This is a genomic window from Actinotalea sp. JY-7876, from assembly GCF_014042015.1.
In the GTDB taxonomy this organism is placed as follows: domain Bacteria; phylum Actinomycetota; class Actinomycetes; order Actinomycetales; family Cellulomonadaceae; genus Actinotalea.
The window spans coordinates 2,098,311-2,123,941 of record NZ_CP059493.1 but is presented as its reverse complement, the minus strand read 5'-3'; the positions used below and the strand labels follow the sequence as shown (position 1 = coordinate 2,123,941).

General features: G+C 74.5%; 26 protein-coding genes and 3 tRNA genes. 17 read left to right on the top strand and 12 right to left on the bottom strand.

From position 1 onward, the window contains the following. Nucleotides 1-170 precede the first annotated feature (170 nt). The 6 genes from H2O74_RS09960 to H2O74_RS09935 all read left to right on the top strand — a co-directional run bounded on the left by H2O74_RS09960 (nt 171) and on the right by H2O74_RS09935 (nt 6,450). On the top strand, nt 171-2,255 hold the full coding sequence (locus H2O74_RS09960) for an alkaline phosphatase family protein (protein ID WP_182111444.1): 2,085 nt from the start codon (nt 171-173) through the stop codon (nt 2,253-2,255). Between the two features lie 2 nt (nt 2,256-2,257). After that, on the top strand, nt 2,258-3,043 hold the full coding sequence (locus H2O74_RS09955; RefSeq protein WP_182111443.1) for an MBL fold metallo-hydrolase: 786 nt from the start codon (nt 2,258-2,260) through the stop codon (nt 3,041-3,043). A gap of 130 nt (nt 3,044-3,173) precedes the next feature. Further along, nucleotides 3,174-4,457 carry an ABC transporter substrate-binding protein gene (locus H2O74_RS09950; RefSeq protein ID WP_255491548.1) on the top strand — a complete coding sequence of 428 codons (1,284 nt, stop codon included), beginning with the start codon at nt 3,174-3,176 and terminating at the stop codon, nt 4,455-4,457. Nucleotides 4,458-4,499: 42 nt separating this feature from the next. Beyond that, nucleotides 4,500-5,426 (top strand): carbohydrate ABC transporter permease, encoded by a 927-nt coding sequence (locus H2O74_RS09945; RefSeq protein ID WP_182111441.1) that lies wholly within the window; start codon nt 4,500-4,502, stop codon nt 5,424-5,426. After that, complete coding sequence (locus H2O74_RS09940; RefSeq protein WP_182111440.1) at nt 5,426-6,325, top strand: carbohydrate ABC transporter permease; 900 nt, start codon at nt 5,426-5,428, stop codon at nt 6,323-6,325. The genes H2O74_RS09945 and H2O74_RS09940 overlap by 1 nt, the downstream gene beginning before the upstream one ends. Nucleotides 6,326-6,377: 52 nt before the next feature. Further along, nucleotides 6,378-6,450, top strand: a tRNA-Asn gene (locus H2O74_RS09935). A 58-nt stretch (nt 6,451-6,508) separates the two neighbouring features. On the opposite strand, the gene H2O74_RS09930 is transcribed toward H2O74_RS09935, so the two are convergent. Further along, nucleotides 6,509-7,012: a hypothetical protein gene (locus tag H2O74_RS09930; RefSeq protein WP_182111439.1), complete on the bottom strand. Its 504-nt coding sequence runs from the start codon at nt 7,010-7,012 to the stop codon at nt 6,509-6,511. Between the two features lie 139 nt (nt 7,013-7,151). Here H2O74_RS09930 and H2O74_RS09925 point away from each other — a divergent pair. Beyond that, nucleotides 7,152-7,225: transfer RNA gene (locus H2O74_RS09925), tRNA-Ile, on the top strand. On the opposite strand, the gene H2O74_RS09920 is transcribed toward H2O74_RS09925, so the two are convergent. The 4 genes from H2O74_RS09920 to H2O74_RS09905 are packed head-to-tail and all read right to left on the bottom strand — an operon-like array spanning nt 7,207 to nt 8,874. After that, nucleotides 7,207-7,743, bottom strand: coding sequence for a hypothetical protein (locus H2O74_RS09920; protein ID WP_182111438.1), 537 nt, complete (start codon nt 7,741-7,743; stop codon nt 7,207-7,209). The genes H2O74_RS09925 and H2O74_RS09920 overlap by 19 nt on opposite strands. A gap of 50 nt (nt 7,744-7,793) precedes the next feature. Then, a complete protein-coding gene (locus H2O74_RS09915) occupies nt 7,794-8,285 on the bottom strand; it encodes a hypothetical protein (protein ID WP_182111437.1) in 492 nt (163 codons plus the stop codon). A gap of 2 nt (nt 8,286-8,287) precedes the next feature. Beyond that, the gene (locus tag H2O74_RS09910; RefSeq protein ID WP_182111436.1) at nt 8,288-8,479 is read right to left on the bottom strand and encodes a hypothetical protein; all 192 of its coding nucleotides are present in this window, start codon (nt 8,477-8,479) and stop codon (nt 8,288-8,290) included. A gap of 35 nt (nt 8,480-8,514) precedes the next feature. After that, nucleotides 8,515-8,874, bottom strand: coding sequence for a YtxH domain-containing protein (locus H2O74_RS09905; RefSeq protein WP_182111435.1), 360 nt, complete (start codon nt 8,872-8,874; stop codon nt 8,515-8,517). 330 nt (nt 8,875-9,204) lie between these two features. Here H2O74_RS09905 and def point away from each other — a divergent pair, with 330 nt between their 5' ends. Then, nucleotides 9,205-9,696, top strand: a complete 492-nt coding sequence (gene def, locus H2O74_RS09900; RefSeq protein WP_182111434.1) for a peptide deformylase — start codon at nt 9,205-9,207, stop codon at nt 9,694-9,696. Nucleotides 9,697-9,872: 176 nt separating this feature from the next. After that, nucleotides 9,873-10,373 (top strand): DUF3145 domain-containing protein, encoded by a 501-nt coding sequence (locus H2O74_RS09895; RefSeq protein WP_182111433.1) that lies wholly within the window; start codon nt 9,873-9,875, stop codon nt 10,371-10,373. A gap of 397 nt (nt 10,374-10,770) precedes the next feature. On the opposite strand, the gene H2O74_RS09890 is transcribed toward H2O74_RS09895, so the two are convergent. The 5 genes from H2O74_RS09890 to H2O74_RS09870 all read right to left on the bottom strand — a co-directional run bounded on the left by H2O74_RS09890 (nt 10,771) and on the right by H2O74_RS09870 (nt 15,686). Continuing rightward, the gene (locus H2O74_RS09890) at nt 10,771-12,015 is read right to left on the bottom strand and encodes a beta-ketoacyl synthase (protein ID WP_182111432.1); all 1,245 of its coding nucleotides are present in this window, start codon (nt 12,013-12,015) and stop codon (nt 10,771-10,773) included. Between the two features lie 98 nt (nt 12,016-12,113). After that, the gene (locus H2O74_RS09885) at nt 12,114-12,362 is read right to left on the bottom strand and encodes an acyl carrier protein (protein ID WP_182111431.1); all 249 of its coding nucleotides are present in this window, start codon (nt 12,360-12,362) and stop codon (nt 12,114-12,116) included. Nucleotides 12,363-12,459: 97 nt separating this feature from the next. Beyond that, entirely contained in the window at nt 12,460-13,461 is a 1,002-nt protein-coding gene (locus H2O74_RS09880; RefSeq protein ID WP_182111430.1) for a beta-ketoacyl-ACP synthase III, read from the bottom strand. Then, the gene (locus H2O74_RS09875; protein ID WP_182111429.1) at nt 13,458-14,432 is read right to left on the bottom strand and encodes an ACP S-malonyltransferase; all 975 of its coding nucleotides are present in this window, start codon (nt 14,430-14,432) and stop codon (nt 13,458-13,460) included. Before H2O74_RS09875 ends, H2O74_RS09880 begins: the two co-directional genes overlap by 4 nt. A gap of 78 nt (nt 14,433-14,510) precedes the next feature. Further along, nucleotides 14,511-15,686: a CdaR family transcriptional regulator gene (locus H2O74_RS09870; RefSeq protein WP_255491547.1), complete on the bottom strand. Its 1,176-nt coding sequence runs from the start codon at nt 15,684-15,686 to the stop codon at nt 14,511-14,513. A 160-nt stretch (nt 15,687-15,846) separates the two neighbouring features. On the opposite strand from H2O74_RS09870, the gene H2O74_RS09865 reads away from it, so the two are divergent. Next, nucleotides 15,847-16,530, top strand: a complete 684-nt coding sequence (locus H2O74_RS09865) for a hypothetical protein (RefSeq protein WP_182111427.1) — start codon at nt 15,847-15,849, stop codon at nt 16,528-16,530. A gap of 81 nt (nt 16,531-16,611) precedes the next feature. Here H2O74_RS09865 and aceE read toward each other — a convergent pair whose 3' ends face one another. Then, nucleotides 16,612-19,404 carry a pyruvate dehydrogenase (acetyl-transferring), homodimeric type gene (gene aceE / locus H2O74_RS09860; protein WP_223147948.1) on the bottom strand — a complete coding sequence of 931 codons (2,793 nt, stop codon included), beginning with the start codon at nt 19,402-19,404 and terminating at the stop codon, nt 16,612-16,614. A gap of 274 nt (nt 19,405-19,678) precedes the next feature. Here aceE and H2O74_RS09855 point away from each other — a divergent pair, with 274 nt between their 5' ends. From H2O74_RS09855 to H2O74_RS09825, 7 genes are all read left to right on the top strand, one after another. After that, nucleotides 19,679-20,089 (top strand): DUF3052 domain-containing protein, encoded by a 411-nt coding sequence (locus H2O74_RS09855; protein ID WP_255491546.1) that lies wholly within the window; start codon nt 19,679-19,681, stop codon nt 20,087-20,089. After that, nucleotides 20,086-20,571, top strand: a complete 486-nt coding sequence (locus H2O74_RS09850; RefSeq protein WP_182111424.1) for a peroxiredoxin — start codon at nt 20,086-20,088, stop codon at nt 20,569-20,571. Before H2O74_RS09855 ends, H2O74_RS09850 begins: the two co-directional genes overlap by 4 nt. A 50-nt stretch (nt 20,572-20,621) precedes the next feature. Then, nucleotides 20,622-20,695 (top strand) — tRNA-Val (locus H2O74_RS09845). Nucleotides 20,696-20,731: 36 nt separating this feature from the next. After that, the gene (locus H2O74_RS09840; RefSeq protein WP_182111423.1) at nt 20,732-21,586 is read left to right on the top strand and encodes an MOSC domain-containing protein; all 855 of its coding nucleotides are present in this window, start codon (nt 20,732-20,734) and stop codon (nt 21,584-21,586) included. 10 nt (nt 21,587-21,596) lie between these two features. Next, nucleotides 21,597-22,811, top strand: coding sequence for a Nif3-like dinuclear metal center hexameric protein (locus H2O74_RS09835; RefSeq protein ID WP_255491545.1), 1,215 nt, complete (start codon nt 21,597-21,599; stop codon nt 22,809-22,811). Between the two features lie 18 nt (nt 22,812-22,829). Further along, complete coding sequence (locus H2O74_RS09830; RefSeq protein WP_182111422.1) at nt 22,830-23,582, top strand: zinc ribbon domain-containing protein; 753 nt, start codon at nt 22,830-22,832, stop codon at nt 23,580-23,582. Then, nucleotides 23,579-24,742, top strand: coding sequence for a bifunctional RNase H/acid phosphatase (locus tag H2O74_RS09825; protein WP_182111421.1), 1,164 nt, complete (start codon nt 23,579-23,581; stop codon nt 24,740-24,742). The genes H2O74_RS09830 and H2O74_RS09825 overlap by 4 nt, the downstream gene beginning before the upstream one ends. A 26-nt stretch (nt 24,743-24,768) precedes the next feature. On the opposite strand, the gene H2O74_RS09820 is transcribed toward H2O74_RS09825, so the two are convergent. Continuing rightward, nucleotides 24,769-25,554: a YaaA family protein gene (locus H2O74_RS09820; RefSeq protein ID WP_182111420.1), complete on the bottom strand. Its 786-nt coding sequence runs from the start codon at nt 25,552-25,554 to the stop codon at nt 24,769-24,771. Nucleotides 25,555-25,631 lie beyond the last annotated feature (77 nt).

Sequence of the window (25,631 nt, the reverse complement as noted above, 5' to 3'; positions counted from 1 at the left end):
CATTCGAGTGTGATCCGTGTCACACCGCCGTGTCAACCCTCGGACAGCCGTGGGCGGCGCCCGCGGGTCCGGACGGCCGTCCCGGGCTCGGGATGCGGACCATGCGTGCCCTGGCAGGCTGGGGCTGACCGCCACGGTGCCCCGACGGACTCGGACCAGGAGGTGGCACCATGCTCGAGCCCGGGCGACGCCGTCGTGGTCTCCGCGGGAGCGACCTGTCCTCGGCCGTCGCGTCGCTCGCCTCGACGGCCGTGGCCCTGCTGATCGCCGCCGCGCTGTGGGACGACCTGGACCTGGGGCTGGCGCGGGCGCTGCTCGCCGCCGGCGTCGTCGCGCTCGTCGACGCCCTCGTCCGTCCCGTGCTGCGGCCGCTGGCGCGCCTCGGGGGAGCGAGCGTCGCGCTGCTCCTGGGGCTCGCCGTCCAGGTGGCGTCCGTCCTGCTCGCCCTGCGGCTGGTCACGGGCGATGCCATCAGCGTGGGCACGGCCGTCGGGACGCTGGTCACCGTCGCGCTGCTCGGGGCGGTGGGGCGCTGGCTCACGGCGGCCAGCGACAACGAGTACGTCGTCGCCGACCTCGTGGCGCGCGCCCGCCGGCGCTCCCGGGCTCCGCGGCCGTCCGGGGCCGCGCGGCCGGCCGGGGTCGTCGTCGTGCAGGTCGACGGGCTGGCCTACCCGCTGCTGCGTCAGGGCGTGCTGTCCGGGGACCTGCCCACCCTGGCGCGGTGGGTCCGCTCCGGCGACCACGTGCTGCGCCGGTGGTGGGCGGCCGTGCCGTCGACGACCCCCGCGAGCCAGGCCGGGCTGCTCCACGGCACCAACCGGGGCATCCCGGCCTTCCGCTGGTTCGACCGGCGGGCGGGGCGGCTGCTCGTCGCGAACCGGCCGGCGGACGCGGCGCTCATCGAGGAGCGCCTGTCCGACGGGCGGGGCCTGCTGGCCGACGGCGGCGTGAGCATCGGCAACCTGTTCACGGGGGACGCGCCCACGAGCCTGCTGGTGATGAGCCGGGCGGGGCGGCCGCGCGGCCTCGGCCCGGGTGGGGCGTACCTGCGCTTCTTCGCGAGCCCGTTCGTCTTCGCCCGGGCGACCCTGACGACGGTCGGGGAGATGGTCAAGGAGCTCTACCAGGCGCGGCAGCAGCGGGTCCGCGGCATCGTCCCTCGCACGCGCCGCGGCTGGGACTACGTCCTGCTGCGCGGGCTGACGAACGCGATGGTCCGTCACCTGACCGTCGCGCTCGTCGCCGAGGAGATGGTCCGGGGCGCGCCGGTCGTGTACGTGAACTTCGTCGACTACGACGAGATCGCGCACCACGCTGGTCCGGCCCGACGCGAGTCGCTGGACTCGCTCGCCGGCATCGACCGGGTGCTCGGGACGCTGGAGGAGATCCTGCCGGCGGCGGCGCGCGACTACCGGTTCGTCGTGCTGTCCGACCACGGCCAGTCGCAGGGCGCCACGTTCCGCCAGCTCGCCGGACGCTCGCTGGAGGACGTGGTGCGCTCGCTCACGGCGGTCGCCGAGTCCGACGCGGTCGCCGCGACGGGTGACGTGGAGGGCTGGGGGCAGCTGAACACCCTGCTGGCCGACGTGCTCTCGGCCTCGGCGGTCACCCGGTCACTGGCCGACCGGCACGCCCGCCGCTCCGGCGGGGGCGCGACGGACCGGCCGGGGCACGACGCGGACGGCGGGCACGAGGGGCCGCTCGACCTCGTCGTCGCCGCGTCCGGCTGCCTGGGCCTGGTCTGGTTCCCCGCGGCGCGCCGATGGGACCTCGACGAGATCCGCGCGCGCTTCCCCGCGCTCGTGCCGGGGCTCCTCGACCAGCCCGGCGTCGGTCTCCTCGTCGTGCGCAGCCCACGTGGGCCGCTCGCGCTGTCGGCGGCGGGCGTCCACGTCCTGCGGGACGGCACCGTGACGGGCACCGACCCGCTGGCAGGCCTCGGCCCGCACGCCCGGCGCGACCTGCTGCGGGTGGCGTCGATGGACGAGGCCCCCGACGTCCTCGTGCACTCGACGGTGGACCCGCTGACCGCCGAGGTCCACGCCTTCGAGGAGCTGGTCGGCTCGCACGGCGGCCTCGGCGGGGACCAGAACCACGCCGTCCTGCTGCACCCCGCGCGGTGGCCGCTGGCGCAGGACCTGCTCGAGCCGCGCGACGACGGCGAGCTGCACGGCGCCGAGGCCGTCCACCGCCAGCTCGTGCGCTGGCTCGAGGCGGCCGGGCTCCGCACGACGGGGAACGAGGTGGGGTAGGGATGCGCCTGACGTGGCTGGGGCACTCGACGGTCGTCCTGGACCTGGCGGGCGCCCGGGTGGTCGCCGACCCGCTCCTGCGGCGGCGGGCCGGGGTGCTGCGCGTCGTGCGGGGGCCGGGCACCGCGGGGCCCGAGGAGTGGTCGCGCACGGCGCCCGACGCCGTCGTCCTGTCGCACCTGCACCACGACCACTGCGACGTCCCCACCCTGCGCGCCATGCGTGCCGCCGTCGTGCTCGCCCCGGTCGGCGCCGGGCGGTGGCTCACCGGGCGCGGGGTCGAGCACGTGACCGAGCTGGCGGTCGGGCAGCGGCACCAGGTCGGCGGCCTGGTCGTCACGGCCGTGCCGGCGGACCACGGCGGGCGGCGCGAGCCCTTCGGGCCGACCGCGGCCGCCGTCGGGCACCTTGTCGAGAGCCCCGACCTGACCGTCTGGCTGGCCGGCGACACCGGAACCTTCGCCGGGATGGCGCGCATCCCCGCGATGGCGGTCCGTGGCGTCGTCGACGTGGCGGTGGTGCCGGTCTGGGGGTGGGGCCCGCGCCTCGGCCCGGGACACCTGGACCCCGTGCGGGCCGCCGCGGCAGCCCGTACGGTCGGCGCCCGGGTCGCCATCCCGGTGCACTGGGGGACGCTGCGCATGTCCGGCATGGCGCGCCCGATGCGCACGCGCCTGCGGATGCCGGGGGAGTGGTTCCTGCACGCCCTGGCGGACGCCGACGACGGCGGGGCCGATGCGGTCCGCGGCGTGCTGCTCACCCCGGGCGAGGCGGTCGAGCTCGCCTGAGCCGGTCCGGACGACGGCTGCGGATGCGGTTCCGGCCGGTCGGCGTACCGTCGATCAAGGGCCGCCGGGACGACGGCGCCCGCCAGCCGCCCCGCACCGTCGCAGGGCTGCCGACGAGGGAGACGACGACGTGTCCTCACCGCAGCGCCTCGGCTCGAGGGGGCTCAGCCGCCGGACCTTCCTGCACGGCCTCGGTCTCGCCGGCGCCACCGCGGCCCTGGCCTCGTGCGCGCCGGCGTCGTCGCGCGGCGTCACGGAGATCGTCTTCTACCAGTCCAAGCCGGAGGTCATCGGCTACTTCGACGAGCTCATCGAGCAGTTCCACCAGTCGCAGTCCCGCGTCCGCGTGCGCCACGACGCGACGTCGAACCTCGCCGGCTCGTTCGTCCGCGAGAGCCCGCCCGACATCGGGTGCCTCAACTACAACTTCGAGGTCTCGCGCTACGTCGAGCGCGGCGCCCTGAGCGACCTGGGCGACATGCCGGAGGCGGGCCGCATCCGCGAGGACCTCCAGCCCTTGATCGACGTCACGGCGACGTACCCGGACCGCACCAGCGTGATCCCGTACTCGCTCATGGCCGCGGCGGTGCTGTACGACCGGGACCTCTTCGAGGCGAACGGCCTCGTGCCGCCGACCACCTGGGCCGAGTTCACCGCGCTGTGCGACGCGCTCACGGCCGCGGGGGTGACCCCGATCTACAGCACGTTCAAGGACCCGTGGACGATCGCCCAGGGGCACTTCGACTACGCCGTCGGCGGCATGCTGGACACCACCGACTTCTTCGCCCGGCTCAAGGAGCAGGGCGACGACGTCGGGCCGGCGTCCGACGTCGCCTTCCAGCAGCAGTTCCTCGAGCCGGTCGAGCACATGGCGGTGCTGGTCGAGCACTCGAACACCGACGCGGCCAGCCGGAGCTACGGCGACGGCAACGTCGCCTTCGCCAACGGTGAGGCCGCGATGTACCTCCAGGGGCCGTGGGCCCTGAGCGAGATCGCCAAGACCAACCCGGACAAGAACGTCGGGTCCTTCCCCCTGCCGATGACGGACGACCCGGCGGACCGCAAGGTCCGGGTCAACATCGACCTCGCCCTGTGGATCCCGGAGGCCTCGCCGAAGAAGGAGGCGGCTCGCGAGTTCCTCGCGTTCCTCATGCAGCCCGAGGTCATCGACGCCTACAACGCCCAGGCGCTGGGCTTCGGCGTGACGCAGGACGCGGCCGAGGTGACCGACGAGACGCTCGTCGAGCTCAAGGAGTACTACGACCGGGCGGCCTTCTACCTGGGTGCGTCGCAGCTCGTGCCGCAGTCCATCCCGCTGCAGAACTACGCCCAGTCGCTCGCGTCCGGCGCCGACCCGAGCGAGGTGCTCGCGACCCTCGACGCCGACTGGGCGCGCCTCGCCTTCCGCACCTGAGCACGTCCGTCCCGCTCCGCCTCACCGACGACCGGAGGCCTCATGGCGACCACCGCAGCCACCCGACCACGGGCGGTCGACCGCGCGCCGACGCCGGGGCGCGGCCTCGGGCGCCGGCGGGTGGGGACGACCTTCTACCTCATGCTCGTGCCCTCGCTCGTGCTGTTCACCCTGTCGATCGCGCTGCCGGCGATCATGGGCATCACGCTGAGCTTCACCGACTCCGTGGGCTTCGGGGAGTTCAGCTTCACGGGGTTCACGAACTACGTCGCCCTGTTCTCGGACCCGGCCATCGCCGCGTCCTACGGGTTCACGGCCGGGTTCGCCCTGGTCACGGTGCTGCTCGTCAACGTCCTCGCCTTCCTCCTGGCCATCGGCCTGACGTCGAGGATCCGGGCGAAGGTCACGCTGCGCGCCGTCTTCGTGCTCCCCATGGTGATCTCGGCGATCGTCATCGCGTACGTGTTCAACTTCCTGTTCTCCAACTCCCTGCCGCAGCTCGGGCAGGCGATGGGACTGGGCCCGCTCGAGGAGAGCCTGCTCGCCGACCCCGACCTGGCCTGGATCGCGATCGTGGTGGTCACGGCCTGGCAGGCGATCCCGTCGGCGCTGCTCATCTACATCGCGGGGATCCTGTCGATCCCGGGGGAGGTGTACGAGGCGGCCGCGATGGACGGGGCGTCGGCCATCCGCCGGCTGCGGTCCATCACCCTGCCGCTCGTCGCCGGCTACGTGATGATCAACCTCGTCATCGGCTTCAAGAACTTCCTCAACGCCTACGACACCATCGTCGGCCTGACCAACGGCGGTCCCGGCACCGCCACCCGCAGCGTCGCGATGACGATCTTCTCGGGCTTCACGGGCGGGGACTACGCCTACCAGATGGCGAACGCGACCATCTTCTTCCTCATCGCGATCGTCCTCGCCGCCGTCCAGCTGCGTCTGACGCGCGGAAGGAGTGCGTTCTGATGACCCAGCAGAGCCTGCTGACCACCGGGCCGGGCCAGGTGCCCGTCCGACGCCGCCGCCGGTTCCGGGCCTCCGGCGGCCAGGACCGGCCGAGGTGGCAGACCACGGTGCTCCTCGTGCTGTGCTCGACGGCGGTGTTCCTGCCGCTGTACGCCACGGTCGTCATGGCGTTCAAGACGGCCGAGCAGTCGGTCGACGGCCAGGTCTTCGCGCTGCCGTCGCCCGTGTCCCTCGACGGGTTCGTGGAGGCGTGGCGGCTGACGAACTTCCCGCGCGGCTTCGCGATCTCGGTGTTCGTGACCGTCGTCACGGTGGTCGGGACCGTGGTGCTCGCGGCGCTCGCCGCCTACGCCATCGCCCGCAACTGGGACCGGCGCTTCTTCCGGTGGTCGTTCTTCTACCTGCTCGCGGCCATGTTCCTGCCGTTCCCGGTGCTCGCGCTGTCCCAGGTGAAGCTGACGGGCATGGTGGGGCTCGACAACCCGCTCGGGGTCGCGATCCTGCACGTGATGTTCCAGCTGTCGTTCAGCGTGCTGCTGTTCACCGCCTTCATCCGCGGCCTGCCGGAGGAGCTCGAGGAGAGCGCACGCCTCGACGGCGCCAGCACGTGGCAGGTCTTCCGGCGGATCGTGTTCCCGATGATGGCGCCGATGAGCGCGACCGTGGCGATCTTCGCGTTCCTCGCCTCGTGGAACGACTTCATGATGCCGTCGCTCATCACGGCCGACTCGACGATGCAGACGCTGCCGGTGCTCCAGAGCGTCTTCCAGACGCAGTTCAGCAGCAACTACAACGTCGCCTTCGCGTCCTACCTCATGGCCATGGCGCCGGCGATCGTCGTCTACCTCTTCACCCAGCGCTGGGTCATGGCGGGCGTCACGCAGGGCGCGATCAAGTAGCCGCGCGGTCCGGGGCACCGCCACGGATCGGGTAGCATTGCGACCCGCACGATCCCGCGTAGCTCAATTGGCAGAGCATCCGACTGTTAATCGGACGGTTACTGGTTCGAGTCCAGTCGCGGGAGCAGCGCAGCGTAGGCCCCGTCCCCGACGGGGCCTTTCGCATGTCCGGCCGCGTCGGGCTCAGGACAGGCCGGCCGCCTCGCGGACCTTCGCCTCGGCCGCGTCGACGACGGCGGCGGTGGCCGGGTCCGACAGGTTCACGCGCCCGTTCCCGAGCACCTGCGTGAGGAGCCCGCCGTCGGCGTCGCGTCGCAGCGCGACCCGCACGACGGCGCCGCCCGGCACGGTCACGCGCGCGGTGTGGACGACCGAGGACTGCACGCGCTCGTGCACCGCGCGCACGAGCGTGCGCGCGTGCTCGGCCTCGAGGTGCAGGACGGTCGCGGGCGAGCCGTCGACCCAGGTGACGGTGAGCTCCGCCGCGTCGGCGTCGAGGCGCGCCCCGTCGACGTCGCACCACGCCCGGCGCAGGCCGGGCCCGGCGAGCACCTGCAGGTGCTGCGTCGTCACGACCGCCCAGCCGTCGCTCAGCGGGGCCGTCGCCAGGATCTTCTCGCCGCGGCGCAGCTCCAGGCTGCGGCGGGCCTCGTCGGGCAGCCGGGGCGCGCGTCGTCGGAGGGCCATGGGACCACCGTAGCCGCGCGTCGTCACCGCCCTCCTCGCGGACCGTGCCCGCGGACCATGCTCGCGGCCCCCGCTCCCGGCGGTCGCGCTCGACCGCTACGGGCGGGGGTGCGTCCGGCTCCGGTACCGTGACGCGCGCGGGCCAGTAGCTCAGCCGGTCAGAGCAGCGGACTCATAATCCGTCGGTCGTGGGTTCAAGCCCCACCTGGCCCACCCGCGCCCGGTCGTGCGCGCGGGCGCTGGGCTCGGGGGTCCGGCGCCGCGGGTCGGACACCGACCGCCCGCCTCGTGCGCGCCGTCATGGCGACGTGCCCGACCGCGAGCACGACCGCCGCGGCACCAAGCCACGACGACCGGGCGGCGACCGCGGCCGAGGCGAACGCCGCGACGGGCAGCACCGCGAGCGGGAGGGGGAGGCGCGCCACGGTGGCGACGAGGTCCGCGTGCCGCCGGCCCCGCGCGAGGTAGCGGGCCCACACGCCCAGGTAGGCCACCACGCACAGGCCGGCCGCCAGCGCGGGCGCGCTCACGAGCGCCGCCCCGGGGAGCGTGACGGCGGCCGCGACGCACCCCGCCTGCCCGACGCGCTCGAGGGTCGCCAGGGCGCGCACCACGACGAGCGTGCCCTCCGGCGGGGGCAGCGGCCCGTCACGCGGCGGGAGCGCGACGTGCAGGACGTTCGGCGCGAGGACCGCGACGACCAGCGCGATGCCGGGGCCGGAGACGTCCACGCCTCACTGTCGGCGCGCGCGGTCTGCGGCGCGCGGGACGTCCGTCCCGGTCAGCGGTCGGTGTCCGGAGCGGTGGGCAGCCCCAGGAGCCACCCGCTGGTCATGGTCGCGAGGATGATCGGCGCCTCGTAGGTCCGCGGGGCGAGCGCCGGGTCGTCGTCGTGCACGGTGACGACCAGGTCGCTGGGCTGAGGGTTGTGCATGACGATCCCGAGCAGGTTCCCGACCAGACCGCGGGCGCGGTGGCGGCGGCGGGCGGCGCCGGTGAGCAGCGCCTCGAGCACCCGCGCGGTGTCACGGCGGGGGACGTCGAGCTCGACGGTGTCCTCGACGACGACCACGTCCTCGCCGTGCCGGTAGAGCCGCACGACGAGCGAGGGGTCGCCGGGCACCTCGACGGGGACCCAGGCCCGGTCGCCGTCGAGCGGGTCGTCGTCCTCCCACGGGTCGGCCTCGGGCACGGGTGCAGGGGTGCGCCCGTTGCGGACCGCGACCTCCCACAGGCCGCGCACGGCCCGCTGCGTGGCCTCGTCGAGGGGCACGGCTACCCCTGCTCGGTCAGGACCGCGGTCGCGAGGAACAGGAGCGATCCGAGGGCGAGCGCGCCGACCGCGAGGCGGAAGGTCGCGCGCTCGCCCGCCTGGTCGTCGGCCTGGCCGAGACGGAAGGCGCGCACGAGGAGGAAGGCGCCGGTGAGGGTCAGGACGCCGCCGAGGGCGAGGAAGACGGGCTGCACGGGGACAGTCTGCCGTCCCCGTGCAGCCCCCGGGATCAGAAGCGGTCCGTGCCGCCCGTGGTCCCGCTGCCGTTCGTGGGCGTGCCGGTCGTGGAGGTGCCGGAGAGGTCCTCGGTGCTCGTCTCGTAGGAGCTGCCGACCTCCTCGGACCCCGAGCCGGTGCGGCTCTTGACCGCGTCCGTCGCCGACTTCACCGCGCCGCCGACCTTCTCGGTGAGGTCGGGCGCCTTCTCCTTGACGAACGCCGTCGCGTCGGAGACGGTGCCCTGGACGCGCGGGTTCTCCCACACGGTCTGCGCGGACGACCGCAGCTTCTCGAAGCGCTCGCGGCCGGCGCGGGTGCCGAGCACGTAGCCCACGGCACCGCCGATGAGCAGGGCTGCCTTGATCCGCATGGTGACGGTCCTTTCGTCGGTGTGCGCGTCGTGCCGCCGGGGGGTGTCCGGCGCTTCCGAGCGTAGGGGGACAGCGCGGCGCGCGCTCGCGCTCGCCCCACCCGTCTCGGCTGGCGGCACCGCGCGCGGGAGTCGACAGTGGAGAGATGGGTAAAGGACGCGTGCGCAGGCTGGTGGCAATCCTCCCGGTGATCATGGCCGGCGTGAGGTGGTACCGGGACCGTCGTCGTCAGCAGCGCGACGGCGGGGCGCCGGGCCGGCGCTGACGACCCGGGCAGACGTGGGTCCCGGCGGGCACGGTGAGGTCCCGCGCCGTGGGAAGATCCCCCCATGGCGATGAGAGACATCCGCGTCGTGCCGGACCCCGTGCTCCGGACCCCCTGCGAGCCGATCACCGAGATCGACGCGCGTGTGCGCTCGCTCGTGGAGGACCTCCTGGAGACCGTCGACCACGAGGGGCGGGCCGGCCTCGCGGCGAACCAGATCGGCGTCAGCCTGCGGGCGTTCTCGTGGAACATCGACGACGAGATCGGGTACGTCCTGAACCCGCGCATCGTCGAGCTGTCCGAGGACGAGTACCAGGACGGCGACGAGGGCTGCCTCTCGGTCCCCGGCCTCTGGTACCCGACGCAGCGCGCCTGGTACGCGCGCGTCGTCGGCCAGGACCTCGACGGCAAGGAGGTCGTCGTCGAGGGCACCGAGCTCATGGCGCGCTGCCTGCAGCACGAGGTCGACCACCTCGACGGGATGCTCTACCTCGACCGCCTCGAACGGTCCGTGCGCAAGAAGGCGATGCGCACGCTGCGCGAGCAGCTCGCCTGAGTTCTGCTGAGACCGGCTGAGGGCGGCCGACGCGGGCCGCCGTCCGTCGTCGTGGCTGGCGCCGGGCGGTCGTGGTACGGCATGCTGGCCCCAGCACGCCGCGTGACCATGTGTGCCTCCCGGAGCGGGATGAGGTCGTTGGGGAAGACGACCCTCGACCCGTCAGGAGGTGTGACATGGCTGGTGCCATCACCCGCGGTGTACTTTTCGTGCACTCGGCACCCCGTGCCCTGTGCCCCCACATCGAGTGGGCTGCCGGCGGAGTGCTGAGCAGCCGCCTCGCCATGGACTGGACCGAGCAGCCGGCCGCGCCCGGCATGTTCCGCGCCGAGGTGTCGTGGCAGGGCGCGCAGGGGACCGGCGCGCGCCTGACGTCGGCGCTGCGCGGCTGGGCGCACCTGCGCTACGAGGTCACCGAGGAGGCCAGCCACGGCGCCGACGGTGCCCGCTGGAGCCACACGCCCGACCTCGGCATCTTCCACGCGGCCACGGACGTGCACGGCAACACCGTGGTGCCCGAGGACCGGATCCGCGCCGCGCTCGAGCACGCCGGCGACGCGGACCGCATGCGCCGGGAGCTGGACCTCGCCCTGGGCCAGGCCTGGGACGACGAGCTCGAGCCCTTCCGGTACGCGGGCGCGGGTGCCCCGGTCCGCTGGCTCCACCGCGTCGGCTGACCCACACGTCCTCCGGGCGTTGTCGAACCTCCGGGCACTCGCGCACCACGTCCCCGTCGACCCACGGACCTCTCAGCACGCCCCCCGAGCACGCACGTCCCCGACCCTCAGCACGCACCCACCGAGCACGCACGTCCCCGACCCGAGTGTGGAGCGTCGTGCCGTGACACGCCGGTGTGTCGCGGCACCACGCTCCACGCTCGTGGCACGACGCTCCGCGCGAGGGCACGACGCTCCGCGCTCGTGGCACGACGCTCCGCGCTCGGCACACGAGGCTCCGCGCTCGCCACGACGCTCCGCGCTCGGCACGGGGCTCCGCACTGGTGTGGGAGGGGACCGGGGCGGGTAGGGGCCAGCAACCCTGAGGTCCCAGAGGGACCTCGGAGCGTCGAGGACCTCAGGCGGTGGTGACGACCAGCGCCACGTTGTGGCCGCCGAAGCCGAAGCTGTTGTTGACCGCGGCGATCTGACCGTCGGGCAGCGCCCGGGGCGTGTCGCGCACCAGGTCCAGGACGAGGTCCGGGTCGGGCTGGTCGACGTTGATCGTGGGCGGCGCCAGACGGTCGCGCAGCGCGAGCACCGTGAAGATCGTCTCGAGCGCCCCGGCTCCGCCGAGCAGGTGGCCGGTCATCGACTTGGTCGCGGAGAGCGCGACCCGGTCGGCGTCCGCACCCAGCACCGCGCGGACACCGCGCGCCTCGATGAGGTCGCCGACGACCGTCGACGTCGCGTGCGCGTTGACGTGGACGACGTCGGACGCAGTGATCCCGGCGTCGGTGAGCGCCGCGCGCATCGCCGCGACCTGACCCCGCCCCTCGGGCTCGGGGGACGTGATGTGGTAGCCGTCCGAGCTCAGGCCGACGCCGCCGATGCGGGCGTAGACGCGCGCGCCCCGCGCCGCCGCGTGCTCCGCGCTCTCGAGCACGACGATGCCGGCGCCCTCGCCGAGCACGAAGCCGTCGCGCTGGGTGTCGTAGGGCCGCGACGCGCCCGCGGGGTCGTCGTTGCGCGTGGAGAGCGTGCGTGACGCGGCGAAGGCAGCGAGCGGCATCGGGTGGATGGCCGCCTCGGTGCCGCCGGCGACGACGACGTCGGCCCGGCCCGAGCGGATCATCTCGACGCCGTAGCCGATGGCCTCGGCGCCCGACGCGCACGCCGAGACGAGGGCATGGGCCCCGGCGCGCGCGCCGAGCTCGAGCTCGACGTACGCGGCGGGGGAGTTGGGCATGAGCATCGGCACCGTCATCGGCAGGATGCGGCGGGCGCCCTTCGCCTGGAGGGTGTCCCAGGCGTCCAGCGTGGTCCAGATGCCGCCGATGCCCGACGAGACGACGGTGCCGAGCCGCTCCGGCTCCACCTCGGGGCTGCCCGCGTCGGCCCACGCCTCGCGCGAGGCCACCACGGCGTACTGCGCCGAGGGGTCCATGCGCTTCATCTCGGGGCGCGACAGGACGGCGTCGGGCGTGACCTTGAGCTGGGCCGCGAAGGTCACGGGGATCTCGTACGTCGCCGCCCAGTCGTTCTCGAGCGTGCGGGCGCCGGACTCGCCGGCCAGGGCCGCCTGCCAGGTGCTGGGCACGTCGCCTCCGAGCGGCGTCGTCGCGCCGAGACCGGTGATGACGACGTCGGGGATGGTGCTCACGGTTCCTCCAGGACGGGCGGGCGGTGGTGCGGCTGGGTCGTGCGGGCCGGCCGGACCCGTCGCGGGGTCGGGCCGGCCCGCACGGCCGACGGCGGGACTCAGCCCTGCGCGCCGTTGATGTAGGCGACCGCGTCTCCCACGGTCGTGAGGTTCTTGACCTCGTCGTCGGGGATGCGCACGGAGAAGCGCTCCTCGGCGAGCGTGACGATCGTCATCATGGACAGCGAGTCGATGTCCAGGTCGTCCGTGAAGGACTTCTCGGACGAGACGGAGTCGGTCGGCAGGCCGGTCTCCTCGCTGACGATCTCGGCCAGGCCGGTGAGGATCTCCTGCTCGCTGTACGCCATCTGTGTCTCCTTGGTGGGGTGGCGGTCGGTGCCCGGTCGGGCGCCTGACGATTGTTCACCGGGTCCGGCGTGCGTGTCCCCGGTGGTGCCGCGTGTCTCAGGGGAGCACGACGACCTGGGCGGCGTAGACGAGGCCGGCGCCGAAGCCGATCTGCAGCGCGAGCGCCCCGCTGCCGACCTGGCCCTCGCGCAGCAGGCGCTCCGTGGCGAGCGGGATGGACGCCGCGGACGTGTTGCCGGTGTCGGCGATGTCGCGACCGACCACGACGGTCTCGGGGAGCTTGAGCTGCTTGATCATCTGGTCGATGATCCGCATGTTGGCCTGGTGGGGGACGAACGCCTCGATGTCCTGCGGTCCGACGCCGGCCGCGGCCATCGCCTTCTCGGCGACCGGGGCCATCTGCCACACCGCCCACTTGAAGACGCTCGCGCCCTCCTGGCGCAGGGTCGGCCACTCGCCGCTCGTGTGGGCGTCCTGCCACGACGAGGTCTGGCGGATGAGCTGCGCCTGCCCGCCGTCCGAGCCCCACACCGTCGGACCGATGCCCGGCGTGTCCGAGGGGCCGATGACGACCGCGCCCGCCCCGTCGCCGAGCAGGAACGAGATCGAGCGGTCGGCCGGGTCGATGAAGTCGCTCATCTTCTCCGCGCCGATCACCAGCACGTTGCGTGCGGTGCCCGCGCGGACCAGCGCGTCGGCCTGCGCGATGCCGTAGCAGTACCCGGCGCACGCGGCGGAGATGTCGTACGCGGCCGCGGGCGTCGCGCCGATCCGGTCGGCGACGATGGCCGCGCCGGCCGGCGTCTGGTGGAAGTACGTCACGGTCGAGAGCAGGACGGCGTCGATGTCGGCGCCCGTGAGCCCGGCGTTCGCCACGGCCGCGCGCGCCGCGCCCTCGGCGAGGTCGATGACGTCCTGGTCCGTGCGCGCCCGTCGGCGGGTCACGATGCCCGTCCGCTGGCGGATCCACTCGTCGGAGGAGTCGATGGGTCCTGCGACGTCGTCGTTCGTCACGACGTTCTCGCCGCGGACCGCCCCGAGGCCGAGGATGCGGGTGTGCGCGGGCCCGACGGCCTGCGTGAGGGTGGGACGGGTCACGCCTGGGTCTCCTCGGTGGTCGGTGGTCCGGCGTGGCGGAGGGCGAGGTCGCGCGCGGCCTCCAGGTCGGCCGGCGTCTTCACGGCGACCGTCTCCACCCCGGGCAGGCTACGCCGCGCGAGCCCGGTCAGGACACCGGCGGGTGCCAGCTCGATGAGTCCTGTCACGCCCATGGCGACCATGGTCTGCTGGCACAGGTCCCACCGCACGGGCGCGACGACCTGCGCCGCGAGCCGCCCCAGGACCGCGGCGGCGCTGCCGTGCCCGTGCGCCCCGCCGCGGTACGCGGCGCCGTCGGCGTCGGACAGGAACGGCAGCGTCGGGTCCTGCGCGGCCCAGCCGGCCGCGACGGGTCCGAAGACGTCGAGCGCGGGCTGCATGTAGGGCGTGTGGAACGCGCCGGCGACCTGGAGCGGGATGACCCGGGCCCGGGCGGGGGGTGCGGCGGCGAGCCGGGCGAGGGCCTCGAGCGAGCCGGCCGCGACCACCTGACCGCCGCCGTTGACGTTGGCGGGGTGCAGGCCGGCGTTCTCGACGGCCGCGAGCACCTCGGCGGGGTCCCCGCCGACGACGGCGCTCATCCCCGTCGGCTCCAGCGCGGCGGCGTCGGCCATCGCCCGCGCGCGGACCGCGACGAGCGCCGCGGCCCCCGCGTCGTCCAGCACCCCCGCGACGGCGGCCGCGGCGAGCTCGCCCACCGAGTGGCCGGCGGTGACGTCGGGGCGCAGGCCGTCGTCCCCGCCCGCCAGGAGCGCGCGGTAGGCCAGCAGCGACGCCGCCACGATGAGCGGCTGCGCGACGGACGTGTCGCGGATCGTCTGCGCGTCCGACGTGGTGCCGTGGGTGACCAGGTCGGTCCCCGCGGCCTCGCCGAGCGTCCCGAGCCGCTCCGCGGCGCCGGGGAGGTCGAGCCAGGGACTGAGGAAGCCCGGGGTCTGGGAACCCTGACCGGGGCACACGATGGCGAGCACCCGACCACTGTGCCGGTCGCACCGTCGTGCGCCGGGCCACGACGCCCACCAAGGTCGGGACCGGCCCTTGTGCGGAACCTACAAGGTGGTCTCGGCGGGGGACAGGCGCCCCAGCGCCAGGGCCGTCTGCAGGACGTAGGCCTCGCGGGCGTCCAGCGGGTCCCAGCCGGTGACCTCGGCGACCTTGCGCAGCCGGTACCGGACCGTGTTCGGGTGCACGTACAGGACCCGCGCGGCCGCCTCCAGGGAGCGGCCGTGCTCGACGTGCGCGGCGAGGGTCTCCAGGAGCGAGCCGCCGGCCCCGCGCAGGGGGCGGTAGGCGAGCTCGACCAGCGTCCGGCGTGCCACGAGGTCGCCCACCAGCACGCGCTCCGGCAGCAGGTCGTCGGCCAGCACCGGGCGGGGCGCCGTCGGCCAGGCCGGTGCGGCCGCGAGGCCCGCGAGGGCGGCCGACGCCGACCGGCCCGCCTCGGCGAGGCTCGGCACCGCCGGTCCGATCACCACGGGCCCCGGGCCGAACCGCGGCAGCAGGGACGTCGCGGCGGCCCGCAGGTCGCCCTCCCCGCCGAGCACGACGACGAGGCGGTCGCCCTGGATCCCGACGAGCGCGTCGTCGGCCGCGCGGCGCGTCGAGCGGCGCAGCTCGGCGGCGCGCACGTCGTCCAGGGGGTGCAGGCTCGTGCCGACGAGAACCAGCGTGCTGCCGTGGCCCGTCCAGCCGAGCGCGGCGACCCGGGAGCGCAGCGCGTCGTCGGCGTCGCCGCGGATGAGCGCGTCGACGACGAGCGCCTCGAGCCGTGCGTCCCACGCGCCCCGCACCTCCGCGGCACGGGCGTAGACCTCGGCGGCGGAGAAGGCGACCTCCCGCGAGTACCGGAGCACGGCCTCGCGCAGGTCGCGCTCGGCGCCCGGCGCGGCCAGGCGGTCGCTGTGCTCCTCGACCACCTCCACCACCAGGCGGACCAGCTGGAGCGTGTGCTGCAGGGACACCGACCGGGTGAGCTCCGGCGGCGCGGCCGAGAAGATCTCGCTCGCCCCCTGCGGCGGGGTGCTCGGGTCGGAGAACCACGTGATGAAGCTCGAGATGCCGGCCTGGGCGACGAGGCCGACCCACGACCGGTCCTCGGCGGGCAGCGCGCGGTACCAGGCGAGGTTCTCGTCGAGCTTGCGCAGGGCGGCGGCGGCGAGCAGACCGCTGCCGTCGTGCAGGCGCCGCAGGGTGTGCGCCTGGTCACGCGGCGCGGTGGAGACCATGGCTGGGAGCATAGGGCGACGGTCGCCCTGGTGGGGGCCGACGCACGCCGGGATGTTGTAGGGAGCCCACAAGTCCGGACGGCGTCTGCGCCGTCCGAGGGCCCCGTCCGGGCGGTCGTCCGCCGGGCCGCGCCGTGAGGGTGCGGCTATGGTCTTTTCCATGGCCTTCCTCCCGCGCCTTCGCCGCCTCATGCGTCGCCCGGTGTCCGCGTCGAGGGTGGGCGTCCGTCGTCCGACCACGACCAAGCGCCGTGACACCATCCACGAGGACGCCGTGCGCGCCATGCTGGGCGAGGACCCCAACGACGCTCGCGCGTTCACGGCACTGGCCGAGATCGTCCGCCGCCGTGCCGCGGGCATGGGGCCCGACGGCGACCCGCTGACGGCGCCGCAGGACGACGTCGAGAAGCACCGGGCCGCTGACCTCGCCGTGTGGGCCCTGGCCGAGGAGCTCGCCGGCCACCCGCGGGCCTGGTACCCGCTCATCGAGCTCGCGCGCCTGTCGCTGCACCAGGACCACGAGGGTGCGATCCGCCGCCTGAGCACCGCCGCCGAGCGCGACCCGTCGGGCGTCGCCCTCGTCGAGGGCCTGGCGGTCCTCCGCGAGGCGGGCCAGCCGGTCGAGGCGCTCAACCTCGGCGTCGGGCACTGGCGGGTCAAGGAGCACACCCCCGAGGTGGCCCGGCAGCTCGTGCTCGCCGCCATCGAGGCGGACCGTCCGCACGACGCCAACCAGCACCTCGCCGCGCTCGGGATGCACCCGGACAAGGGTGCTGTCGCACGGCTGCGCCCCGACCTGGACCGGATCATCGCCCAGGCCGGCCAGAACATCAGCGGCCCGTAGGCCGCCCGGCCACCGCGCCGACGACGAAGGCCCCCGCGCTCCAGGAGCGCGGGGGCCTTCGTCGTCAGCGGGGCGGGCGGGTCAGGAGTCGCCGCCCGCGACGCCCGAGGCTCCGGCCCGGACGTCGTGGATCCGGTACCGCTCGATGGCCTGCGCCGGGGCGTCGGCCGCGACCTCGCCCCGACGGGCGAGGAGCTGGAGCACCTTGACCACGGTCGAGGGCCCGTCGATCTTGAAGTAGCGACGGGCCGCCGCACGCGTGTCCGAGAAGCCGAAGCCGTCGGCGCCGAGCGTCGCGTACTCGCCCGGGACCCACTGCCGGATCTGGTCGGGGACCATGTGGTCGTAGTCGCTCGTCGCGACGAACGGGCCCTGCGCCCCCTCGAGCTTCTGGGTCACGTAGGCCGTGCGCGGCTCCTCGCCCGGGTAGAGCCAGTTGTGCTGGTCGGCCGCCAGGCCGTCGCGACGCAGCTCGTTCCAGCTCGTCACGGACCAGACGTCGGCGCGCACGCCCCAGTCGTTCGCCAGGAGCTCCTGCGCCTCGAGCGCCCACGGCACACCGACGCCGGACGCGAGGATCTGGGCCCGCGGGCCCTCGCCCTCGGCGACCGAGACACGGTGGATACCGCGCAGGATGCCCTCGACGTCGACGTCCTCCGGCTCGGCCGGCTGGATCATCGGCTCGTTGTAGACCGTCAGGTAGTACATGACGTTCGGGTCGCGCGGGTCGCCCTCGCCGTACATGCGCTGCAGGCCGTCGCGGACGATGTGCCGGATCTCGTACCCGTAGGCCGGGTCGTAGTGCACGACGGCGGTGTTGGTCGCCGCGAGGATCGGCGAGTGGCCGTCCGCGTGCTGCAGGCCCTCACCCGTCAGGGTGGTGCGCCCGGCCGTGGCGCCGATGATGAAGCCACGCGTCATCTGGTCGCCGGCGGCCCAGAACTGGTCGCCCGTCCGCTGGAACCCGAACATCGAGTAGAAGATGTAGAACGGGACCAGCGCCTCGCCCTGCGTCGCGTAGGACGTGCCGACCGACTGGAACGCCGCGGCGGAGCCGGCCTCGTTGATGCCGGTGTGCAGGATCTGGCCCGACTCCGACTCCTTGTAGGAGAGCATCAGCTCGCGGTCCACGGCGAGGTAGTTCTGGCCGAGCGTGTTGAAGATCTTCGCGGTCGGGAAGATCGAGTCGAGCCCGAAGGTGCGCGCCTCGTCGGGGATGATCGGCACGATTCGCTTGCCGAACTCCTTGTCCTTCATCAGGTCCTTGAGGAGCCGGACGAAGGCCATCGTGGTCGCCACGTGCTGGTGGCCCGAGCCCTTGGCCAGGACGTCGTACGTCTTCTCCGGCGGCAGCGCCACGGGGGCGAAGCTGCTGCGCCGCTCGGGAACGAAGCCGCCGAGCTGGCGGCGCCGCTCGAGCATGTACTGGATCTCCGGCGAGTCCTGGCCCGGGTGGTAGTACGGCGCGTTGTACGGGTCCTCGATCTGCTCGTCCGTGACGGGGATCCGCAGGGAGTCGCGCAGCGTCTTGAGGTCGTCGACCTTGAGCTTCTTCATCTGGTGCGTCGAGTTGCGCCCGGCGAAGTTGGTGCCCAGGCCGTAGCCCTTGATGGTGTGCGCCAGGATCACCGTCGGCTGGCCCGTGTGGGCCGTCGCCGCCGCGTACGCGGCGTAGATCTTGCGGTAGTCGTGACCGCCGCGCTTGAGCGCCCAGATCTCGTCGTCGGTCATGTTCTGCACGAGCGCCTTGGTGCGCGGGTCGCGCCCGAAGAAGTGCTCGCGGATGAACGCGCCGCTCTCGGCCCGGTACGTCTGGTAGTCGCCGTCGGGCGTGACGTTCATCAGGTTGACCAGCGCGCGGTCCTTGTCCGCGTTGAGCAGCGCGTCCCACTCGCGGCCCCAGATCACCTTGATGACGTTCCAGCCGGCGCCGCGGAAGAACGCCTCGAGCTCCTGGATGATCTTGCCGTTGCCGCGCACCGGGCCGTCGAGCCGCTGCAGGTTGCAGTTGACGACGAACGTGAGGTTGTCGAGGTTCTGCTGCGCCGCGAGCTGGAGCATGCCGCGGCTCTCGGGCTCGTCCATCTCGCCGTCGCCGAGGAAGGCCCAGACGTTCTGCTGGCTCGTGTCCTTGATGCCGCGGTTGTGCGTGTACTTGTTGACCCACGCCTGGTAGATCGCCGACGCCGGGCCCAGGCCCATCGAGACGGTCGGGAACTCCCAGAAGTCCGGCATGAGCCGGGGGTGCGGGTAGGAGGACAGGCCGCCGCCGGGCACCGAGACCTCCTGGCGGAAGGCGTCCAGCTGCTCGCCCGTGAGGCGGCCCTCGAGGAACGCGCGGGCGTAGACGCCCGGGGCCGCGTGCCCCTGGAAGTAGACCTGGTCGCCGCCGCCGGGGTGGTCCTTGCCGCGGAAGAAGTGGTTGAGCCCGACCTCGTAGAGGGTCGCGACCGAGGCGTAGGACGAGATGTGGCCGCCGACGCTGACCTCGGGCCGCTGGGCACGCGTCACCATGACGGCCGCGTTCCACCGCAGGTAGGAGCGGTAGCGCCGCTCGACCACCTCGTCGCCCGGGAAGTACGGCTCCTCGTGCACACCGATCGTGTTGACGTACGGCGTCGTGATCGACGTCGGCACCGCCACGTTCCGCTCGCGGGCGCGCTTCAGCAGGTTGAGGAGCACGTACCGGGCCCGGGGCCCACCGCGCTCGTCGACGAGCCCGTCGAACGACTCGACCCACTCACCGGTCTCGTCCGGGTCGATGTCCGGCACCTGGCTGAGGAGCCCGTTGATGAGCGGGCCCGCGTTGTCTCGTGCAGCCACCTGCAACCTCACCTCTCGTCCGCACCGTTGCGACTCCCGGGTGGGCGCCATCATCCAGTGCTCGGGTCGGCCCGAGGAGTGACGTTGGTGTTGCCGGTCCCCGGTCGTCCGACCATTGTCGTTCTTCCGGGTGCAGAAAGTCACACCGGCGGTGCGGCGTGAGACGTGACGTGGGCGACAGCGCGACCGGGCGGCCTGCGTGTGGCGCTTGCCACAGGGTGGGTGGATGCTGTGGGCTTACCGCGATGCCGGGCCGACGAGCTCGCCCGGCGCACGCACGACGACGAAGGGAACGGCACACCAAGTGGGAGCGACCGCGGAACCCGTGGGCAACCGAGGGGCAGCGGGAGCCGAGCGGCTCGGCTTCTCCACCGGACAGGTCATCCAGGAGTTCGGGTACGGCGACGACGTCGACGACGACCTCCGGGAGGGCATCGAGGACATCGTCGGCGGTGAGCTGGTCGACGAGGACTACGACGACGTCACCGACGGCGTGATCCTGTGGTGGCGCGAGGACGACGGTGACCTCACCGACGCGCTCGTCGACGTCCGTGCCGCGCTCGACGAGGGTGGCCTGATCTGGGTCTTCACGCGCAAGCCCGGCCGCAGCGGCCACGTCGGCCACAGCGACATCGAGGAGGCGGCCACCACCGCAGGGCTCCACGCCACGAGCACGCTGGCGATCGCCCCCGACTGGTCCGCGACCCGCCTCGGCACCCGGAACCGGGGGAAGTGAGCGAGGCGGGCGGCGGCGCGACGGTCGCGGCGCCCGTGCCGGGCCAGCCGGCCCCCGACCTCGAGCTGCCCGACGCGCACGGCACGCCCGTGCGCCTCACGGGCCTGCGCGGCGGCCCGGTCGCGCTCGTCTTCTTCCCGTTCGCGTTCTCGGGCCTGTGCACCGGTGAGCTGTGCGAGCTGCGCGACAACCTCGAGGACTTCGAGGCCGCGGGCGTCCGCCTGCTGGGGATCTCGTGCGACCCGATGTTCACGCTGCGCGCGTGGGGCGAGCAGGAGGGCTTCGGCTTCGACCTCCTCTCCGACTTCTGGCCGCACGGGGCCGCCGCGCGGGCGTACGGCGTCTTCGACGAGGGCCAGGGGATCGCGACCCGCGGCAGCTTCCTGATCGACGCCGACGGGATCGTGCGCTGGTCCGTCGTCAACCCGCGCGGCCAGGCCCGCGAGCTGGGCGCGTACCGGGCGGCCCTCGCCGCCCTCTGACGCCGAGGCGTCGTCGGTACGCTGTGGGCGCCGTCGGCGACGACGGCGTGGGGCCTGTAGCTCAGTTGGTCAGAGCGCCGCGTTTACACCGCGGAGGTCGTCGGTTCGAGACCGGCCGGGCCCACCCAGGACCGACGTCCGCCGCTGCTAGCGTCGCGCCGTGCAGGTGACGTCCCTCGCGGTCTACCCGGTGAAGTCGCTCGGCGGCGTGCCGGTGGACAGCGCCCGGGTGCAGCCGTGGGGGCTCGAGCACGACCGGCGCTGGATGGTCGTCGACGAGGCCGGCGCCAAGGTCTCCGCGATCGCGGTCGGCGCGATGGTGACGATCACGGCCACGCCGCGGCCCGACGGCGGCCTGCTCCTGGCGCACGACGGCGCGGCCCCGCTGACGGTCCCGGTCCCGGTGGACGGCCCGCGCGTGGAGGTCACGCTCTCGCGCGTCGGCACGGCCCACGCCGCCGACGACGCCGCCCACGCGTGGCTGAGCGAGGCGCTCGGACGGCGCGTCCGGCTGGTCTGGCTCGACGACCCGCGCCGCCGGGCGGTCACGGCGGAGCACGGCGGCCGGCCCGGTGACGTGCTCAGCCTCGCCGACACGGGCCCCCTGCTGCTGACCAGCACGTCCTCCCTGGAGCGGCTCGACCGGTGGGTCGCGCAGACCTGGGCCGACCGGTACGCGCAGTGCGGCGCCGCCGCGGGGTCGCGCCCCGGGCCGTTGGCGATGACCCGGTTCCGCCCCAACCTGGTCGTGACCGGCGACCTCGAGCCGTTCGCCGAGGACTCCTGGCTGCGGATCACGGTCGGCGACGTCGAGCTGCGCGTCTCCGAGCACTGCGACAGGTGCGCCGTGACGACGATCGACCCGGCGACCGGCGCGCGTGGTCAGGAGCCGCTGCGCACGCTCGCCGCGCACCGCCGCCGCGACGGCAAGGTCTGGTTCGGCGTGCGCGCCGTACCCGTCTCGACCGGGACCGTGCGCCTCGGCGACCGGGTCGAGATCGTGCGCTCCCGGTAGCCTCAGCGGCGTGAGCGGCGACGAGGCGAACCCCGAGACCCTGACCCTGGCCGACGTCGTCGGGCTGCTCGACCGGCGCTACCCGCCCGGCACGGCGGAGGGCTGGGACGCCGTCGGCACGGTGTGCGGGGACCCGGCGCAGCCGGTCCGGCGCGTGCTGCTCGCCGTGGACCCGACGGCCGACGTCGTCGACGAGGCGATCGCCCTGGGCGCCGACCTGCTCCTGACGCACCACCCGCTGCTCCTGCGCCCGGTGCACTCCGTGGCCGCGACGACCTTCAAGGGCGCGCTCGTGCACCGGCTGATCCGCGCCGGGTGCGCGCTGCACGTCGCGCACACCAACGCGGACGCGGCCGCCGACGGCGTCGCCGAGGCGCTCGCCGTCGCCGTCGGGCTGACGGACCTCGCACCGCTCGTCGCGCTGCCGGACGCACCGCTGGACAAGCACGTCGTCTTCGTCCCGGTCGAGCACACCGAGCGCGTGCTCGACGCGATGAGCGGCGCGGGCGCCGGTGCGGTCGGCGAGTACAGCCGGTGCGCGTGGACCGGCACGGGCACCGGGACGTTCGTGCCCGGCGCCGCGGCTGCGCCGGCGATCGGCACCCGGGGCGAGGTCGAGCGGGTCAGCGAGGACCGGCTCGAGATGGTGGCGCCGCGGGGCGCGCGCGCGGCGGTGGTCGCGGCGATGCGCGCGGCGCACCCCTACGAGGAGCCGGCGTTCGACGTCCTGGAGCTGGCGTCCCTGCCGGGGGCCGCGGGGACCGGCCGCGTGGGCCGGCTCGCCGGGCCCACGACCCTGGGCGCCTTCGCGGAGCGGGTCGCCCGCGTCCTGCCCGCGACCGAGCAGGGCGTGCGCGTGGCCGGCGACCTCGACGCGCCGGTCGAGCGGGTCGCCGTCGTCGGCGGGTCGGGGGACTCCCTCTTCGACGCGGTGCGCCGCAACGGCGTGGACGCCTACCTGACCGCGGACCTGCGGCACCACCCGGCGTCCGAGCTGCGCGAGCGCGCCGCCTTCGAGGCGTCGTCGGCCGGACGCCTGCCGCAGGACGGCCGGCCGTTCCTGGTCGACGTCGCCCACTGGGCGAGCGAGTGGCCGTGGCTGGAGTCCGCGGCGCGGGTGCTGCGCGAGGATGCGGCCGGACGGGGCGCTACGGTGGACGTCCAGGTCAGCACCCGGCGCACCGATCCCTGGACCGCCCGGATCGCCTCGGCCCCCCAGCCCTGAACCACCCCCGGAGGACCCGTGACGACAGCACCTGCGCCCGACCAGCTCCGACTCCTCGACGTGCAGGCGCTCGACACGCGCGCCCAGCAGCTCGCGCACCAGCGCCGCGTGCACCCGGCGCACGAGCGCGCGACCGAGCTGGCCTCCCGGCTCGCGGACCTCGAGGCCGCGTACGTCACGTCGAAGACCGCGGTGAGCGACCTGCGGCGCGAGGTCGCCAAGGCCGAGGCCGACGTCGAGCAGGTCCGCACGCGCGCCGCGCGCGACCAGGCGCGGCTCGCGTCCGCGGCGGTCAGCGCCAAGGACGCCCAGGCGCTGACGCACGAGATCGCGGCGCTCGCCCGGCGCCAGTCGGACCTCGAGGAGATCGAGCTCGAGGTCATGGAGCGCCTGGAGGCGCACGAGGCGACGCTCGCCGAGGTCGGCAAGGCCCGCGACGAGGTGCTCGCGCAGCAGGAGGAGGCCGCGGGCATCCTCGAGCGCGCGCTCGCGACGCTGGACGAGGAGCTCGCGCAGGTCGCGGCGGAGCGCGAGCAGGTGGCGCACGGCCTCGACGCGGGGCTCCTGGCGCTCTACGACCGGCTGCGGGCCCAGCTCGGCGGCAGCGGCGCGGCGGCGCTGCGTGGGCGCCGGTGCGAGGGCTGCCGGCTGGACCTGAACCCCAGCGACGTCGAGAAGATCAAGGCGGCGCCGCCCGAGCAGGTCGTGCGCTGCGAGGAGTGCGGGCGGATCCTCGTGCGCGGCGCGGACGGCCGCAGCGCGGCGTCGTGACGCGGCGCCTGGTCGTCGAGGCCGACGGCGGCTCGCGGGGGAACCCGGGACCGGCCGGCTGGGGCGCCGTCGTGCGCGACGCGGCGACCGGCGCCCTGCTCGCCGAGCGCGCCGGCTACCTGGGCTTCGCGTCCAACAACGTGGCCGAGTACTCCGGGCTGGTCGCCGGGCTGGAGGCGGCCCGGGACATCGACCCCGCCGCGCACGTCGAGGCGCGGCTGGACTCGAAGCTGGTCGTCGAGCAGATGTCCGGCCGGTGGCAGGTCAAGCACGCGGACATGAAGCGGCTCGCGGAGCTGGCGCGGGGCGTGCTCCCCGCCGACCAGGTCACCTACACCTGGGTGCCCCGGGCCCAGAACGGCGCGGCGGACGCGCTCGCGAACCAGGCGATGGACGCGCGCGAAGGGCTGTGGCGCGACCACCCCGACGGCTACGGACCGGACGCCACCCCGCCGGTGGAGCCGCAGGCGCCCGCGCGGGCGCGCCGCCCCTCGGGCGCGGCCATGCGCTTCGACGACGCGGAGCCGCTCACCGTCGTCCTGATCCGGCACGGCGAGACGCCGATGACGGCGTCCAAGGCGTACTCCGGGGGAGCGGTGCCCGGGCCGTCGCTGACGTCCACCGGGCGGATCCAGGCGGCGAAGGCCGCGGACATCGTGTTCCGCATCGGCCGCACCCTGTGGCCGGACCTGCCCCACCCCAGCGCGCTGCGCGCCTCGCCGATGGTGCGCACGCAGGAGACCGCGGGTGCGGTCGGCCGCCGGCTGGGCCTGCGCGTCGAGCTCGACGAGGCGTTCCGCGAGTGCGACTTCGGCGAGTGGGAGGGCCTGTCCGCCGATCAGATCGAGGAGCGCTGGCCCGGCGACCTCAAGCGCTGGCACGTGGACGCGGAGTTCCGCGCTCCCGGTGGCGAGTCGATCGAGGACGTGGGCGTGCGGGTCTCGGGGGCGCTCGAGCGGCTGCGCGACGAGGCCGTGGGCCGCACGGTCGTGGTGGTCGCGCACTCCGTCGTCATCCGCGCGGCCATCGGCGCGACGCTCGGTGCGCCGTCGTCGGTCTGGGCCTCGGCCCGCGTCGGGCCCGCCTCGATCACCATCCTGCGCCTGTGGGCCGACGGCGAGCGCGAGGTGACGGTCGTCGGGATGCCGACGGACCTCTAGGTTCTGCGGACCCCGGGGGTCGTGCGTCAGCCGACGACGAGCCGCAGCTCGTGCGTGCCGGCGCGGCGGCCCGGGACGAGCTCGGCGTCGAGCAGGGTGGTGCCCACCATCTCGCCCGCCGCCTCGAGGAGCTCGGCCGGCGTCGTCGGGTCCTCGCCCGCGCGGGTCACGAGGTGGCGGGTGAGCAGACCACGCGTGTGCTTGGCCCAGTGCGAGACGACCGTGCGGCGTCCGGCCTCCTCGCGCAGCACGGTGACGCTCACGTGGCCCGGGCCGCCCGACGGCGCCCACGCCGCCGCGTACGCCGCCGAGCGGCAGTCCACGACCAGGCGGTCCGTCGCGAGCGGGTCGAGCTCGCGGGCGAGCGGCTCGCGCCATGAGCGCGCGAGCGGGCCGACGCCCGGCAGGTCGGTGCCCATCGACAGCCGGTAGGCGGGGATGAGGTCCGCGGGGGTCACCGCGCCCCAGAGCGCCGAGACGACCCGGACGCACCGCAGGGAGCGCGCGCGGGCGGCGTCGTCGGGCAGGTCCGCGAGACCGGCGGCACCGAAGAGGACGCCGGTGTACACGTCGTGCGCGGGCGCCGTCGGCTCGGTCTTCAGGCGCGTGTTCCGCGCGACCTCCGGTGCGAGCGACGCGCCGACCCCGAGCACGTCGAGGGCGTCAGTGCGCCGGCTCGCACGGGCGAGGGCCGTCAGGACGCGGCGGCGGTGCGCGCTGAGGCGGTGCGCGCCGCTCAGGGCGGCGAGGTCGAGGGGGGCGCCGTGCCGGGGGGCCGTCTTGCCCTCGGACGGCGGGAGGAGCACGAGCACCGCAGCAGGCTAGTGCGCCGCGCGGGCCCGCCCGTGCCACGGGGCCCCGGTCATGACGGACGTCACGCCGCCGGGCG

Bases quoted from the DNA above. Each gene is read 5' to 3' on its own strand.
- H2O74_RS09960 (WP_182111444.1), top strand. From the start codon at position 171: ATGCTCGAGCCCGGGCGACGCCGTCGTGGTCTCCGCGGGAGCGACCTG.
- H2O74_RS09955 (WP_182111443.1), top strand. From the start codon at position 2,258: ATGCGCCTGACGTGGCTGGGGCACTCGACGGTCGTCCTGGACCTGGCG.
- H2O74_RS09945 (WP_182111441.1), top strand. From the start codon at position 4,500: ATGGCGACCACCGCAGCCACCCGACCACGGGCGGTCGACCGCGCGCCG.
- H2O74_RS09940 (WP_182111440.1), top strand. From the start codon at position 5,426: ATGACCCAGCAGAGCCTGCTGACCACCGGGCCGGGCCAGGTGCCCGTC.
- H2O74_RS09930 (WP_182111439.1), bottom strand. From the start codon at position 7,012: ATGGCCCTCCGACGACGCGCGCCCCGGCTGCCCGACGAGGCCCGCCGC.
- H2O74_RS09905 (WP_182111435.1), bottom strand. From the start codon at position 8,874: ATGCGGATCAAGGCAGCCCTGCTCATCGGCGGTGCCGTGGGCTACGTG.
- def (WP_182111434.1), top strand. From the start codon at position 9,205: ATGGCGATGAGAGACATCCGCGTCGTGCCGGACCCCGTGCTCCGGACC.
- H2O74_RS09895 (WP_182111433.1), top strand. From the start codon at position 9,873: ATGGCTGGTGCCATCACCCGCGGTGTACTTTTCGTGCACTCGGCACCC.
- H2O74_RS09885 (WP_182111431.1), bottom strand. From the start codon at position 12,362: ATGGCGTACAGCGAGCAGGAGATCCTCACCGGCCTGGCCGAGATCGTC.
- H2O74_RS09870 (WP_255491547.1), bottom strand. From the start codon at position 15,686: ATGGTCTCCACCGCGCCGCGTGACCAGGCGCACACCCTGCGGCGCCTG.
- H2O74_RS09865 (WP_182111427.1), top strand. From the start codon at position 15,847: ATGGCCTTCCTCCCGCGCCTTCGCCGCCTCATGCGTCGCCCGGTGTCC.
- aceE (WP_223147948.1), bottom strand. From the start codon at position 19,404: ATGGCGCCCACCCGGGAGTCGCAACGGTGCGGACGAGAGGTGAGGTTG.